13 protein-coding genes are annotated in these 14,009 nt (G+C 60.1%); 9 read left to right on the top strand and 4 right to left on the bottom strand.

Annotation, left to right across the window (positions count from 1 at the left end):
• Positions 1–29: 29 nt before the first annotated feature.
• The gene (locus tag ACFWW2_RS10910) at positions 30–1,457 is read left to right on the top strand and encodes a uracil-xanthine permease family protein (RefSeq protein ID WP_393928074.1); all 1,428 of its coding nucleotides are present in this window, start codon (positions 30–32) and stop codon (positions 1,455–1,457) included.
• Positions 1,458–1,523: 66 nt separating this feature from the next.
• On the opposite strand, the gene bhcD is transcribed toward ACFWW2_RS10910, so the two are convergent.
• From bhcD to bhcA, 4 genes are all read right to left on the bottom strand, one after another.
• Positions 1,524–2,489: an iminosuccinate reductase BhcD gene (bhcD, locus tag ACFWW2_RS10905; RefSeq protein WP_393928073.1), complete on the bottom strand. Its 966-nt coding sequence runs from the start codon at positions 2,487–2,489 to the stop codon at positions 1,524–1,526.
• A 99-nt stretch (positions 2,490–2,588) separates the two neighbouring features.
• A complete protein-coding gene (bhcC, locus tag ACFWW2_RS10900; protein ID WP_393928071.1) occupies positions 2,589–3,752 on the bottom strand; it encodes a 3-hydroxy-D-aspartate aldolase BhcC in 1,164 nt (387 codons plus the stop codon).
• Positions 3,753–3,763: 11 nt separating this feature from the next.
• On the bottom strand, positions 3,764–4,735 hold the full coding sequence (gene bhcB / locus ACFWW2_RS10895) for a beta-hydroxyaspartate dehydratase BhcB (protein ID WP_393928070.1): 972 nt from the start codon (positions 4,733–4,735) through the stop codon (positions 3,764–3,766).
• Positions 4,735–5,925 (bottom strand): L-aspartate--glyoxylate aminotransferase BhcA, encoded by a 1,191-nt coding sequence (bhcA, locus tag ACFWW2_RS10890; protein ID WP_393928069.1) that lies wholly within the window; start codon positions 5,923–5,925, stop codon positions 4,735–4,737. The genes bhcB and bhcA overlap by 1 nt, the downstream gene beginning before the upstream one ends.
• Before the next feature lie 147 nt (positions 5,926–6,072).
• Between bhcA and bhcR the strand changes: the two genes are divergently transcribed.
• The 8 genes from bhcR to ACFWW2_RS10850 all read left to right on the top strand — a co-directional run bounded on the left by bhcR (position 6,073) and on the right by ACFWW2_RS10850 (position 13,908).
• Positions 6,073–6,918 carry an HTH-type transcriptional regulator BhcR gene (bhcR, locus tag ACFWW2_RS10885; protein ID WP_393928067.1) on the top strand — a complete coding sequence of 282 codons (846 nt, stop codon included), beginning with the start codon at positions 6,073–6,075 and terminating at the stop codon, positions 6,916–6,918.
• Between the two features lie 46 nt (positions 6,919–6,964).
• Positions 6,965–8,125 carry a 4-hydroxybenzoate 3-monooxygenase gene (gene pobA / locus ACFWW2_RS10880; protein WP_393928066.1) on the top strand — a complete coding sequence of 387 codons (1,161 nt, stop codon included), beginning with the start codon at positions 6,965–6,967 and terminating at the stop codon, positions 8,123–8,125.
• A gap of 9 nt (positions 8,126–8,134) precedes the next feature.
• Positions 8,135–8,509, top strand: a complete 375-nt coding sequence (gene pcaC, locus ACFWW2_RS10875) for a 4-carboxymuconolactone decarboxylase (protein WP_393928064.1) — start codon at positions 8,135–8,137, stop codon at positions 8,507–8,509.
• Positions 8,502–9,221 carry a protocatechuate 3,4-dioxygenase subunit beta gene (pcaH, locus tag ACFWW2_RS10870; RefSeq protein WP_393928063.1) on the top strand — a complete coding sequence of 240 codons (720 nt, stop codon included), beginning with the start codon at positions 8,502–8,504 and terminating at the stop codon, positions 9,219–9,221. Before pcaC ends, pcaH begins: the two co-directional genes overlap by 8 nt.
• The gene (locus ACFWW2_RS10865) at positions 9,221–9,703 is read left to right on the top strand and encodes a protocatechuate 3,4-dioxygenase subunit alpha (protein ID WP_393928061.1); all 483 of its coding nucleotides are present in this window, start codon (positions 9,221–9,223) and stop codon (positions 9,701–9,703) included. Before pcaH ends, ACFWW2_RS10865 begins: the two co-directional genes overlap by 1 nt.
• A gap of 277 nt (positions 9,704–9,980) precedes the next feature.
• The gene (locus ACFWW2_RS10860; protein WP_393928060.1) at positions 9,981–11,141 is read left to right on the top strand and encodes an acyl-CoA dehydrogenase family protein; all 1,161 of its coding nucleotides are present in this window, start codon (positions 9,981–9,983) and stop codon (positions 11,139–11,141) included.
• Positions 11,141–13,129 (top strand): acetate--CoA ligase family protein, encoded by a 1,989-nt coding sequence (locus ACFWW2_RS10855; RefSeq protein WP_393928058.1) that lies wholly within the window; start codon positions 11,141–11,143, stop codon positions 13,127–13,129. The genes ACFWW2_RS10860 and ACFWW2_RS10855 overlap by 1 nt, the downstream gene beginning before the upstream one ends.
• Positions 13,126–13,908: a carnitinyl-CoA dehydratase gene (locus ACFWW2_RS10850; RefSeq protein WP_393928057.1), complete on the top strand. Its 783-nt coding sequence runs from the start codon at positions 13,126–13,128 to the stop codon at positions 13,906–13,908. The genes ACFWW2_RS10855 and ACFWW2_RS10850 overlap by 4 nt, the downstream gene beginning before the upstream one ends.
• The last annotated feature ends 101 nt before the right edge of the window (positions 13,909–14,009 follow it).

Here is a 14,009-nt window from a genome sequence, read left to right as displayed (position 1 = left end):
GTAAGATCGGCAACAACAGGGGACGATCAATGACAACTTCATCCATCGGGACGCCGGACCAACTGCGCGATCCCAATTATACACCCGCCCTGTACAGGGCCATACCGTTGGGTATCCAGCACGTGCTGGCGATGTTCGTATCCAATGTCACGCCAGCCATCATCGTGGCAGGAGCTGCGGGTTTCGGGTTTGGATCAAACTCGCCCGATTTTCCAGAACTTCTGTATCTGATCCAGATGTCGATGCTGTTTGCGGGCGTGGCGACACTGCTGCAAACCATCTCAATCGGACCGGTTGGGGCCAAGCTGCCGATTGTGCAGGGCACATCCTTTGCTTTCATCCCGATCATGATCCCATTGGTCGCGGGCAAAGGCGTGGACGGGCTGGCGGCACTTTTCGGTGGCGTCATCATTGGGGGCCTGTTCCACGCTGTCCTTGGCGTGTTCATTGGCCGGATCCGGTTTGCCTTGCCGCCGCTGGTCACTGGGTTGGTGGTCACGATGATTGGTCTGGCGCTGGTTAAAGTCGGCATCCAATACGCGGCTGGCGGTGTGCCTGCCATCGGGACACCCGAATATGGCTCGCTTTTGAACTGGTCTGCCGCGCTGGTCGTGATCATCGTCACGCTAGGCATGAAGTTTTTCACTTCCGGCATGCTTTCCGTGTCAGCCGTGCTGATCGGTCTGATCGTCGGCTATTGCTATGCGCTGGGCGTCGGTATTCTGGAATGGTCTGCCGTGACCGGTTCGTGGGAACGGTCTGCCGCCTTCGCATTGCCGCAGCCGTTCAAATATGGGTTCGAGTTTAGCGCTGCTGCGATTATCGGCTTCTGCCTGATGGCCTTTATCTCTGCCATTGAAACGGTGGGCGATGTGTCCGGGATTACCAAAGGTGGGGCCGGGCGCGAGGCCACGGATAAAGAGATCGAAGGGGCCACCTATGCCGATGGTTTGGGTACCGCAATTGCCGGTATCTTTGGCGGCTTTCCGAACACATCGTTCAGCCAGAATGTCGGCCTGATCGCCATGACCGGCGTGATGAGCAGGCATGTCGTGACCTGCGGCGCGATCTTCCTGATCATCTGTGGGCTGGTGCCCAAGGTCGGCGGCGTGATCCGCACCGTCCCGATTGAGGTGCTGGGTGGCGGTGTGATCGTCATGTTCGGTATGGTGGTTGCTGCCGGTATCTCGATGCTGTCAGACGTGAACTGGAACCGCCGCAACATGGTGATCTTTGCGATTGCCCTGTCCATCGGTCTTGGGCTGCAACTGGAACCCGGTGCCGTTGCTGGCCTGCCGGATACAGCGCGCATCCTGATGACGTCGGGCCTGCTGCCCGCAGCATTCATCGCGATTGTGCTGAACCTGCTCTTGCCCGAGGAACTGTCTGGCGAAGCAACGGATGAGGTTGCCGGTGGTCTGTCTGGCAACGGGCAAGGATCGCTGAACGGCGACTAATCGCTGTTACTCGAACAAAGAAAGCCCCGCATTTGCGGGGGCTTTTGCGTTTCGCAGAATTCGCGCCTAAAAATCAACCTCGATTGCGACGCCCTTTTCAACGGCCCGATCAACGACTGAGGCGGCAACAGCGAGGTCCTGCAAACCCACACCGGTCCCGTCGAACAGGGTGATCTCGTCATCGCTGTTGCGCCCGGGATGCGTGCCGTTGATCACGGCGCCAAGTTCGGTGATGTCGTCCTTGGTTTTCAACCCAGACTTCACCGCATGTTGCGTCTCGCCCAAAGTCACGGATTGTGCGATCTCATCGGTGAATACGGTGGCCGTGACGACCAGATCGGTTTCGCATTCCTGTTTGCCGATAGTATCAGTCCCCATGCAGGCCATATGAGTGCCGGGGCTGATATGGGCCGCGCCGAAGATGGGTGAGAAGACGGAGGTGATGGAGATGACCACATCAGCCTCGACCATACCGTCAAGGCTGACCTCTTCGAATGGCACGCCTGCTTCCTTTGCCACTTCGGCCAGACCGGGCAGCATTTCAGGGTGGTAGTTCCAGCCGATGACCTTTTCGAAATTGTGGGTTTCCAAGGCGGCGCGCAGCTGGAATTTCGCCTGATGGCCCGCGCCGATCATGCCCATGACCTTGGCGTCTTTACGCGCCAGATGTTTGATCGACACGGATGATGCTGCTGCCGTGCGCAGGGCCGTCAACAGGTTACCGCCGACCATGGCGGCGACTTTACCGGTATCGGGATCAAACAGAAACACCGTGGACTGGTGGTTGATCAAGCCGCGTCGTTCGAGATTGTGCGGCCAGTACCCGCCCGCCTTAAGGCCCAGCGACATGCCCTTGCCATCAAACCCGCCCTTGAAGCCGTAAAGCGCGTCTTCGTGGCCAATCGCCTCTCGGACCACGGGGAAGTTGTAGGCATCGCCTGCAGCCATGGCTGCAAAAACCTGTTCAACGGCGGTGAAGGCGTCGGCGCGTGTGAGGATATCCGCAATCGCGGCTTCGGGGACGATGATCATGGTGGGTCTTCCGGTATTGGGTGCAACGCGTCCCGGGCTTGACCCGGGACCTCGTGGAGTGACGTGGAGGCCCCGGATCAAGCCCGAGGCGGGTGTTGTTTAATACGCCTTGCCGCGTGCGGATACGGGCCAGAGCGTTTCGACCTTGCCGTTCCGCACGCCCACATACCAGTCATGCACGTTGCAGGTCGGGTCGCAGTGGCCGGGCACCAGCTTGAGCTTGTCATTGACCTTGAGCACACCATCGGGGTCGGCCACGACACCATGTTCGTCGGAGCATTTGACGTATTCCACATCGTCACGCCCGTAGATCGTGGGCAAGCCGCTATCGACCGACTGCGCCTTCAGCCCTGCATCCACGATGGCCTTGTCCGCCTTGGCGTGGCTCATGACCGAGGTCAGGATGAACAGCGCGTTTTCCCATTCGTTTTCATCAATCCGGTTGCCATCCTTGTCGAGGATACGGCCATAATCGGCATCCATGAAGGCGTAAGACCCGCACTGCAATTCGTTGAACACGCCCGAATTGCTTTCGAAATAGTAGGACCCGGTACCGCCACCGCCGACGATATCAGACTCGATCCCTTCAGCCTTCAGCATGTCGAGCGTTTCGCGGACCTGATCGATGGCGATTGTTGTTTTGGCCTTGCGCTCTTCATAGCTATCAAGGTGCTGCATCGCGCCCTGATAGGCCTGGATACCGGCGTATTTCAGACCGGGGGCAGCGTCGATGGCCTTTGCCAGATCAACCACCGGCTGACCATACTGCACGCCGCAGCGGCCCGCGCCCACGTCGATTTCCACCAGGCATTCGATGATTGTGCCATGCTTCTGCGCGGCGGCAGACAGGTCGGCCACATTGTCGATATCATCAACACAGCAAAGGGTCCGCGCTCCCAGCTTGGGCATCCGGGCCAGACGGTCGATCTTTTGCGGATCGCGGACCTGGTTTGAGACCAGCACATCCTTGATGCCGCCACGGGCGAACACCTCGGCTTCGGAAACTTTCTGGCAGCACACACCGACAGATCCGCCCAGCTTTTCTTGCAGCAGGGCGACATCGACCGATTTGTGCATCTTGCCGTGGACCCGGTGGCGCATACCGTGGGATTTGGCGTAGTCGCCCATTTTCTTGATGTTGCGTTCCAGCGCGTCCAGATCCAGCACAAGGCAGGGGGTCTGGATATCAGCCTCGTCCATGCCAGGGATGGCCGGGACGTCATAGCCAACTTCAAGGTTTTTCAGGTTGCTCATATCGTTCATTTTCTTCCTCCTCAGCCCTGCATCCAGGGCAGCTTATCCAGATCGACATTGCCGCCGGTGATCACCACACCGACGCGTTTGCCTGCAAAAAAGTCGCGGTTCTTGATGATTGTGGCGAGTGGCACGGCGCAGCTTGGCTCCATTACGATCTTCATGCGCTGCCAGGTCAGTTTCATCGCGTCGATGATTTCCTGCTCTGACGCCGTGAAGATATCGGTCACATGATTGCTGACGAAATGCCAGGTCAGCTCTTTCAGCGGGACCTTCAAGCCATCCGCGATGGTGACCGGGGCATCATCGGCGATGATATGACCGGCCTTGAAGCTGCGATAGGCGTCGTCGGCCTGTTCTGGCTCTGACGCGATGATCTGCACCTCTGGCGCGATGTTCGACAGGGTCAGGCAGGTGCCTGAAATCATCCCGCCGCCACCGATAGGGGCAACCATGATGTCCACGCCATCGGTCTGTTCCATGAATTCGCGACTACAGGTGCCCTGGCCCGCAATCACACGGGGATCGTTATAAGGATGCACAAAATCGCCGCCGGTCTTGGCCTGAACCTGGGCAAACACCTCCTCACGCGATGTGGTGGATGGCTCACATTCCGTGATGATCCCGCCATAGCCTTCCACCGCATCCTTTTTCGCCTGTGGCGCTGTGCGTGGCATGACCACGTTGCAGGGGATGCCACGGCGGCCGGCCGCGTAGGACAGGGACAGCGCGTGGTTGCCGGACGAATGGGTGCAGACGCCTTTCTTGGCGTCTTCATCGCTCAAACCAAATACCGCGTTGGACGCTCCGCGCACCTTGAACGCACCTGCCTTTTGAAAGTTCTCGCATTTAAAGAACAGCTCGGCCCCGGTCAGATCATTCAGATAGCTTGAGGTCAGGACAGGGGTCCGGTGGATATACGGCTTGATCCGTTCATGGGCGGCGATCACATCGTCATAGGTTGGAATATACATGTCTGTGATATCTTTCATCACGCTGCATCCTTGAGTTTTTGGGCCGTGTGCCCGCGATAGTAATCCTGAGCTGCCGCGACGCCCGAGCCGAGTTTGATATCCAGCCCCAGATCGACCATGCACATTTCCGCCGTTGCGATACCGGACAGGGCCATGACGTCGGTCATGCTGCCCAGATGCCCGATGCGGAATACCTTGCCTGCGACCTCGCCCAAGCCGGTGCCAAAGGCGACGCCGTATTTTTCGGCGGCCAGTGTCACGATGTCCGAGGCATTGAACCCTTCAGGCGTCAAGATAGCGCTGACAGAGTCGGATTCCACATCCGGGCTGGCCGCACAGAGTTTCAGGCCCCACGCGTCAACAGCAGCCCGCACGCCGGACGCGATGCGATGGTGGCGGGCAAAGACATTGTCGAGCCCCTCTTTCAGCAGTGTTTCGGTGGACAGCAGCAGCCCGTTCATCAGGCCGACAGCGGGTGTGTAGGGATAAGCGTTGGCGGCATAACCAGCGGTCATGTCGTTGATATCAAAGAAGGTGCGTGGCAGTTTTGCGGTCTTGGTCGCATCCAGCGCGCGCTGGCTGAACCCGACAATGGCAAGACCCGCAGGCAGCATGAACCCTTTCTGCGACCCGGTCACGGCGATATCCACGCCCCATTCGTCAAAGCGGAAATCCATTGACCCGATGGAACTCACGCCGTCTACGAATAGCATTGCGGGGTGCGCTGCGGCATCCATTGCATTGCGGATCGCGCGGATATCGGATTTCACGCCAGTGGCGGTTTCGTTATGGGTGGCCAGCACCGCCTTGATCGTGTGGCCGGTGTCGGCCATCAGCGCTTCGGCCATTTCGCCGGCCGGAATGCCCTGACCCCAAGGTGTTTCGATCACCTGCATATCCAGCCCGTGACGCTGGCACATGTCGATCCATTTATGGCTGAACATCCCGTTGCGGCAGGCCAGCACCTTGTCGCTGGGCGACAGCGTGTTGGTCAGCGCGGTCTCCCAGCCGCCGGTGCCGGTGGATGGAAAGATGAAAATCTCGACACTGTCAGATTTCAGGACTTGCTGCACATTGGCCCGCACGGGGTGCAGGATCTGGCCAAACAAGGGCGACCGATGGTCGATCGTGGGCATGTCACACGCCTTGCGGATCGCCTCGGGCATGTTGGTGGGGCCGGGAATAAAGACGGGGTTCTGAAAACTCATTGGCCTATCCTCCATTAGGTTGATGGTGTTTTGCCAGATGCCCCTGCGTCACTCAATTTTTTTGAAATTATTTTTCAAGAACTTGGTGGACTGGAAAACCGTTTGTTGTCAGGTGGTTGTATTTTTCATAATGTGAAATTGTTTTTCATGCGGAGGAAGAGAATCGTGGAAGAGGATACCAAACGCGCCCGTGGCCGCCCCAAAGCCTGGGATGACAAGGGCCAGCAGAACACGATCAAATCGCTGGATCGCGCGCTGGAGGTGCTGGTGGAACTGGGAAACATGGGCGGCGGCACCTTGTCAGAGATTGCGGGCGCTTTGGATCAGTCACCCGCAACGGTTTATCGCGTGCTGACGACATTTCAGGGCCGCGGCTTTGCTGATTTTGACGAACAGTCACAGGTCTGGAACATCGGCGCTGCGGCCTTCCTGACTGGCTCGCAGTTTCTGCGCCGCACGTCGCTGGTCGAACGGGCGCGGCCCATCATGCGCGAGTTGATGGAGGCGACAGGGGAAACCGCCAATCTGGGCATCGAACGTGATGGCAAGGTTCTGTTCCTTGGGCAGGTCGAAACACATGCCACGATCCGCGCCTTCTTTCCGCCCGGCACCGCGTCAGCCATGCATGCCTCTGGCATTGGCAAGGCGCTCTTGTCCCGCATGGACGATGCGCGCCAGCGGCAGGTGCTGGCGGCGAGCAAGCTGGAACAATTTACCCCGCATACGCTGACCGACCCTGAGGCGATGATCGCCGATCTGCATGCGGCCAAGGCGCGGGGTTATGCGATTGACGGGGAGGAACGAAACCTTGGCATGCGCTGCATAGCTGCCCCTGTCTATAACGTGTTTGGAGAGGCGGTGGCGGGCATTTCCGTATCGGGCCCCACATCCCGCATTACTGAGGATCGCATTGCCGAACTGGCCGAACCTGTGATGGCGGCTGCGGCACGGCTGACCACGGCTATTGGCGGCAATAACCGCCCTGCGGGGTGATTTACTTTGCCTTGTCCTGCCGCCAGACTGGTTGCGGGAGGATAGCGTGAAGACACAAGTTGCCATCATCGGCGGCGGCCCTTCGGGGCTGCTTTTGGGTCAGCTGCTGCATAAGCGCGGCATTGATACGGTCGTGCTGGAACGCAAGACCCGCGATTATGTATTGTCCCGGATCAGGGCTGGTGTGCTGGAACAGGGGCTGGTTGATCTGATGGAGGAGGCGGGCTGCGGCGACCGGATGCAGCGCGAGGGTATCCGCCATGATGGTACGCTGATTTCCTATGGAGATCAGATGTTTCGGGTGGATTTCACCGAACATACGAGCCGCCCGGTGATGGTCTACGGCCAGACCGAAGTGACCCGCGATCTTTACGATGCCCGCACCGCCAAGACGGTGTTCAATGTCGATCAGGTCCGGATTTGTGATGCGGACACTGACGCGCCTTATGTGACCTATAATGTCGATGGCGCGCCTCAGCGGATCGACTGTGATTTTGTCGCCGGATGCGACGGGTTTCACGGGGTCAGCCGCAACACGATCCCGCTGTCGGTGCGGCGCGAGTATGAGAAGGTTTATCCGTTCGGCTGGCTTGGCGTCCTTTCGGAAACGCCACCGGTTAACGAAGAGTTAATTTATGCCAATTCCGACCGCGGTTTTGCCCTCTGTTCCATGCGCAACCCGCAACTCAGCCGCTATTACATCCAGTGTTCGCTGGCCGATAGCGTGGCCGATTGGACCGATGATGCGTTCTGGGCCGAGTTGAAACGCCGTTTGCCGCCTGATCAGGCGCAGGCCCTTGTCACCGGGCCGTCGATTGAAAAATCCATCGCCCCGCTGCGATCGTTCGTGACCGAACCGATGCGCTGGGGTCGTTTGTTCTTGTGCGGTGACGCCGCCCATATCGTGCCGCCCACAGGGGCCAAGGGGCTGAACACGGCGGCGTCGGATGTACATTACCTGTACCAAGGTTTGCGCCAATACTATGAAGATGGGGTTACCGACGGGATCGACGCCTATTCCGAACAGGCGCTGGCGCGGGTCTGGAAGGTGGAGCGGTTCAGTTGGTGGTTCAGTTCGCTGATGCACCGCTATCCCGATCAGTCCGAGTTTGATCTGCGGATACAGCGGGCCGAGTTGGAGTTCCTGCGCAGCAACGCCGCCGCGCAGGCGGCGATGGCGCAGAATTACGTTGGATTGCCATATTAGGGGATTGTCATGGACCGATATGAACAGGGAGAGGCGCGGCGCAGGCAAGTGCTGGGTGATGCGCATGTAGATGTCTCTCAGGCGCGCCAGACCGCATTGGATGAGCCGTTTCAGACACTTGTGACCGAAGGCGCCTGGGGCACTGTCTGGTCATCCGACGCGATCAGTCTGCGCGAGCGGTCGATGATCACGTTGGCGCTGCTGGCGGCGACCAAGAATTTCAACGAAATCCCGATGCATATCCGCGCCACCGCCAATACCGGGGCCAGCGAGCGGGATATTATGGAGGCGTTTCAGCATGTTGCCATCTATGCGGGCGTGCCTGCGGCCAATCACGCGGTGAAGATCGCCAAGGAGGTTTTCGCGGAGATGCGCGGTGAATGAGTTTCCACCACGGGATCGGGCGCGGCATCCGCCAGCGCTTTATGAGCCTTACAAATCGACGCGGCTGCGTGCCCCGCAACAACCGTTGTTGCTGATGCCGACCAGCCCGGCAGAGGAAAGCGGGCCGGTCTTTGGCCCTGATCTGATTGGGCAGGAGGATGCTGATCTTATTCACAATTTCGCGGCGGAAGGTGGGGCGGCCATCGGCCCTCGGATCGTGGTGCATGGCCGCGTGATGGATGAGTTTGGGCGCCCGGCGCCGGGGGCCTTGCTGGAGGTGTGGCAAGCCAATGCCGGGGGCCGTTACCGCCACAAGCGCGAGGGGTATCTGGCCCCGCTTGATCCGAATTTCGGCGGCTGTGGGCGCGTGGTGACGGGCGCTGATGGGGCGTATCGGTTCCACACGATCATGCCGGGGGCCTATCCTTGGCCGAATGGGCCGAACAGCTGGCGGCCCGCGCATATTCATTTTTCCCTTTTTGGTCAGGCCTTTGCGCAGCGGCTGGTGACGCAGATGTATTTCGAAGGTGACCCGCTGATCCTGCTTTGCCCCATCGTGCAATCGGTGCTGGATGCGGATGGTGTCGCTGCGTTGACCGCAACGCTGGATATGGATGCGGCGGTGCCGATGGACAGCCTGGCCTATCGGTTCGATATCGTGCTGCGCGGGCGGCGGCAGACACCGTTTGAAGACAGACCGGAGGGTATGTGATGGCGCGCGAAACACCGTCGCAGACGGCAGGGCCCTATGTGCATATTGGGCTGATGCCCAATGCGGCAGGGATTGCTGGGGTCTACGGCCAAGACATTGGGACTGTTATGGTTTCTGACCCTGATGCAGTCCTGACAGGGTGTATCTACGACGGCGATGGCGCGCCGGTGACCGATGCGGTGGTCGAGGTGTGGCAGGCGGATATCGGGGCGTTTGGGCGCTCTGCGTCTGATGCCGAAACGGGTGAGTTCCGCATCGAAACCCGCCGCACGGAGGATGTGTTTCTGACGCTTTGGATTATTGCGCGGGGGATCAATATCGGACTGCATACGCGGGCCTATTGGCCGGGGCAGGTGCCTGATGTGCCGGGGCTGGATGGAACGCGGGCGCAGACGATGGTGATGCACGAGGTCGGGCCGGGTGCATACCGGTTTGATATTCATCTGCAAGGGCCGGGGGAGACGGTTTTCCTTGATGTCTAGGCAACGTTCGGTGGGGTGCGCAACACCGGCGCTTTGCCGGTTTTCGCGGTTTTGCGGGAATCACCTGTTAATATTGGCGATGGGGCGAAAACGGGCTGTCGGCATCGCGTCGGATTTGCGTCGGCAAAGCGTCGGACCCCTTTGCCGTTTTTACCCCCTTTAATGCCGCGCACGGTCGAATTGTGAATGCGCTGTTAAGGTTTTGACGCCACTGCGCAAATTCCGTTTGTCAGACCGGATAATCTGGTTCTAGGCTTCCCGAAACGGGAGGAGATGCATGGATTTTGGCCTGAGCGATGAGCAGGAGATGATCGTCTCGACCGTGCGGTCCTTTGTCGAGAATGAGATTTATCCGCATGAGGATCTGGTCGAGCGCACGGGTGAGGTGCCCCCTAACATCGCCGAGGCGATCAAGGCCAAGACGCAAGAGCTTGGCTTCTATGCCTGCAATTTTCCAGAAAGTGTCGGGGGCGCGGGCCTGTCTCATGTCGATTTCGCGCTGGTAGAGCGTGAGTTGGGCCGAGGGTCCATGGCGCTGACCCATTTCTTTGGCCGCCCGCAGAATATCCTGATGGCCTGTGCGGGGGATCAGGTTGACCGGTATCTGCTGCCCGCGGTGCGCGGCGAACGCATGGATGCGCTGGCGATGACGGAACCCGATGCCGGATCGGATGTGCGCGGCATGAAATGCAATGCCCGGCGCGATGGCGGCGATTGGGTGCTGAACGGGACCAAGCATTTCATCTCGGGCGCGGATCATGCCGATTTCTTTATCGTGTTCGTGGCGACGGGTGAGGATGACACCCCGCGTGGACCCAAGAAGCGGATCACGACCTTTCTGGTGGATCGCGGTACGCCGGGCTTCACGGTGCGCGACGGCTACAAGTCGGTCAGCCATCGCGGTTACAAGAACATGATCCTCGAGTTTGACGATTGCCGGTTGCCTGATGCGCAGGTTCTAGGGGCCGTCGATGGTGGTTTTGCAGTGATGAATGAGTGGCTTTATGCCACGCGCATCACCGTGGCGACGATGTGTGTGGGTCGTGCCCGGCGTTGCTTTGATCTGGCATTGCAGTATGCCGCCGAGCGCAAGCAGTTCGGCCAACCGATTGGCAAGTTTCAGGGCGTCAGTTTCCAGATCGCCGATATGGTGACCGAGATTGATGCCGCGGATCTCCTGACGCTGGCAGCGGCCTGGCGGCTGGATCAGGGATTGCCTGCCAACCGTGAGATTGCGAGTGCGAAGGTTTATGCCTCAGAGATGCTGGCGAAGGTCACCGACACGACCTTGCAGATTTTCGGCGGCATGGGGTTGATGGATGACTTCCCGGTGGAACGGTTCTGGCGCGATGCGCGGGTGGAACGGATCTGGGACGGGACCTCGGAAATTCAACGCCACATTATCAGCCGCGAATTGCTGCGTCCGCTGGGGGCCTGATGGAGCGTCTGCTGCGGCCCGCGTCGATTGCAGTGGTTGGTGGGGGTGCCTGGTGCCGTGCCGTGCTGGAACAGACCCGCAAGATCGGGTTTGCCGGGCCGGTCTGGCATGTGCATCCGACGGCTGAAGGGGCATTTGCCACGCTGGATAATCTGCCGGGCGTGCCGGATGCGGTTTATGTGGGCGTGAACCGGCAGGCGACCATCGGGGTTGTGGCCGCGCTGCGCGCGATGGGGGCGGGGGGTGCCGTCTGCTTTGCCAGCGGGTTCAAGGAGGCCGCCGATGGCGCCGGTCTGCATGACGCGCTGTTGGAGGCGGCGGGCGACATGCCGGTGCTGGGGCCGAATTGCTATGGCCTGCTGAATGCACTGGACCGGGTTGCGCTTTGGCCGGATCAGCATGGTCTGGTGCCGGTGGAACGGGGTGTGGGGATTATTGCCCAGTCGTCGAATATCGCCATCAACCTGACCATGCAGCGCAGGGGACTGCCGATTGCCTATGTCGTGACAGCAGGCAATCAGGCGCAGCAGGGGATGGCGCAGATTGGCGCGGCCTTGTTAGGCGACGACCGGGTCACGGCACTGGGTCTTTATGTGGAGAGTTTCGGCGATGTACCGGGGTTTGAGGGTTTGGCGGCGTTGGCGGCAGAGCTTGGCAAGCCGATTGTCGCGCTGAAGGTCGGACAGTCGGATGCGGCACAGCGCGCGACCGTGTCGCATACCGCGTCGCTGGCTGGAAGTGCGGCGGGGGCAGAGGCGCTGATGGCCCGGCTGGGGATCGCGAGTGTGTTGTCGCTGACGGTTTTTCTGGAAACGCTCAAGATCTTCCACTGCTTTGGCAGGTTGCCCGGCGTTCGCATTGCGTCCCTCAGTTGTTCGGGGGGTGAGGCGAGCGTCATGGCCGACGCCGCGGCCCGTCACGGGCTGATATTTCCAACCCTTTCAAGTGCGCAGCATGACGTTCTTTCGCAGCATCTCAGCCCGCTTGTTCAACTGACCAATCCGCTGGATTATCACACCGATATCTGGCGTAACAAACCGGCCATGACGGCGGTTTTCGCGGCCATGGTCGGGCCGGATCTGGACCTGACGATTGTGGTGCTGGATTTTCCGCATGCGGACCGGTGTTCGGTTGCCGACTGGATCACGACGGTCGAGGCGATTGAGGCTGCAGCGGCAGAGGTTGGCCAGTTTGCCGTGCTGGCGACTATGCCGGAGAACATGCCGGAGGAGACTGCGACCCGTTTGATGGCGCAGGGTATTGTGCCGCTATCGGATGTTGATCAGGGGTTCATGGCGATCCGGGCTGCTGCATCGCCAGTTGCGTCACCTTTGCCCCCGGTCTGGCCCGTTGCGGTGCTGGACCGGACCCGGACATTGACCGAAGGCGAGGCCAAGGTCGCCTTGGCCGCCGCCGGAATGGATGTGCCGCGTCGTGTGTCGGGCGTGTCGCGGGATGGGTTGGCAGGGGCTGCCGCTGAGGTTGGCTTTCCGCTGGTTTTGAAAGGCGAAGGGGTGGCCCATAAGACCGAGAAGGGCGCGGTGGTCGTGGGCCTATCCGATATGGCGGCGGTTCTGGCTGCGGCGGATGCAATGCAGGCGGACACATTCCTGATCGAAGAGATGATCGGCGGGGCGGTTGCGGAGTTGCTGGTCGGTGTCGTCGCCGACCCCGCGCATGGCTTTGTGCTGACCCTTGCGGCTGGCGGTACGTTGACCGAATTGCTGCAGGATCGCCAATCGCTTTTGTTGCCGGTTGATGCGGATACCTTGCGCGACGCCTTGGGCTGCTTGCGCATCGCGCCAATCTTGCAGGGTTATCGCGGTCAGCCGGGGGCCGATCTGGACGCGATTGTGCAGGCTGTCATGCAATTGCAGGACTACGTGGGCGCGCATGGCGACGTGACAGAGATTGAGATCAATCCACTGATCTGTACAAAGGACCGGGCCGTCGTTGCCGACGCCCTGCTTGTGAAAGGGACATCATGACCAATCCGATCAAGACCCGCCGCGAAGGTGGCGTGCTGGAGGTGACTCTGGACCGCCCCAAGGCCAATGCGATCGATCTTGCGACCAGCCGGATCATGGGCGATGTCTTTGCCGGTTTTCGCGATGATCCTGAGTTGCGTGTCGCCATCGTGACCGGTGCGGGCGAGAAATTCTTTTGCCCCGGCTGGGATCTGAAGGCGGCTGCGGATGGTGACGCGGTGGATGGTGATTACGGGGTTGGTGGCTTTGGGGGCCTGCAGGAACTGCGCGATCTGAACAAGCCGGTGATCGCCGCGGTGAACGGGATCTGCTGCGGTGGCGGGCTGGAACTGGCCTTGTCTACCGATATCATTCTGGCAGCGGATCATGCGACATTTGCCTTGCCCGAAATTCGGTCGGGGACGGTGGCCGATGCGGCATCCATCAAGCTGCCCAAGCGCATTCCCTATCACATCGCGATGGAAATGCTGTTGACGGGCCGCTGGCTGGACGCGGAAGAGGCGCATCGCTGGGGCTTTGTGAACCAGATCCACGCGGCCGACGCGTTGATGGATCAGGCCTGGGACATGGCGCGGATGTTGGCCAGCGGTCCGCCGCTCGTCTATGCGGCGATCAAAGAGGTCGTGCGCGACGCCGAGGACAGCAAGTTTCAGGACGCGCTGAACCGGATCACGGGGCGGCAATTGCGGACGGTCGATGTGCTTTATGGGTCAGAGGACAACCTGGAAGGCGCGCGCGCCTTTGCCGAAAAACGCGATCCGGTGTGGAAGGGCAAATGAATGCCGCGCCAGGCCAGATCGCATCCGGTGATGCGTGCAAGGTTAGTGGCTGCGATCTGGAGCAGCGACACGCCAGCGATTGGAGAGTAAAACGGTTCATC

Origin of the sequence: Yoonia sp. R2-816 (assembly GCF_046762905.1) — a bacterium.
Taxonomy (GTDB): Bacteria; Pseudomonadota; Alphaproteobacteria; order Rhodobacterales; family Rhodobacteraceae; genus Yoonia.
The sequence above is the reverse complement of the archived record's forward strand: the minus strand, read 5'-3'. Positions and strand labels throughout refer to the sequence as shown.

What these genes read in the sequence shown, in the direction of transcription:
- ACFWW2_RS10910 (WP_393928074.1), top strand. Translation starts at nt 30, where the DNA reads ATGACAACTTCATCCATCGGGACGCCGGACCAACTGCGCGATCCCAAT.
- bhcD (WP_393928073.1), bottom strand. Translation starts at nt 2,489, where the DNA reads ATGATCATCGTCCCCGAAGCCGCGATTGCGGATATCCTCACACGCGCC.
- bhcC (WP_393928071.1), bottom strand. Translation starts at nt 3,752, where the DNA reads ATGAACGATATGAGCAACCTGAAAAACCTTGAAGTTGGCTATGACGTC.
- bhcB (WP_393928070.1), bottom strand. Translation starts at nt 4,735, where the DNA reads ATGAAAGATATCACAGACATGTATATTCCAACCTATGACGATGTGATC.
- bhcA (WP_393928069.1), bottom strand. Translation starts at nt 5,925, where the DNA reads ATGAGTTTTCAGAACCCCGTCTTTATTCCCGGCCCCACCAACATGCCC.
- bhcR (WP_393928067.1), top strand. Translation starts at nt 6,073, where the DNA reads ATGCGGAGGAAGAGAATCGTGGAAGAGGATACCAAACGCGCCCGTGGC.
- pcaC (WP_393928064.1), top strand. Translation starts at nt 8,135, where the DNA reads ATGGACCGATATGAACAGGGAGAGGCGCGGCGCAGGCAAGTGCTGGGT.
- ACFWW2_RS10865 (WP_393928061.1), top strand. Translation starts at nt 9,221, where the DNA reads ATGGCGCGCGAAACACCGTCGCAGACGGCAGGGCCCTATGTGCATATT.
- ACFWW2_RS10860 (WP_393928060.1), top strand. Translation starts at nt 9,981, where the DNA reads ATGGATTTTGGCCTGAGCGATGAGCAGGAGATGATCGTCTCGACCGTG.
- ACFWW2_RS10855 (WP_393928058.1), top strand. Translation starts at nt 11,141, where the DNA reads ATGGAGCGTCTGCTGCGGCCCGCGTCGATTGCAGTGGTTGGTGGGGGT.
- ACFWW2_RS10850 (WP_393928057.1), top strand. Translation starts at nt 13,126, where the DNA reads ATGACCAATCCGATCAAGACCCGCCGCGAAGGTGGCGTGCTGGAGGTG.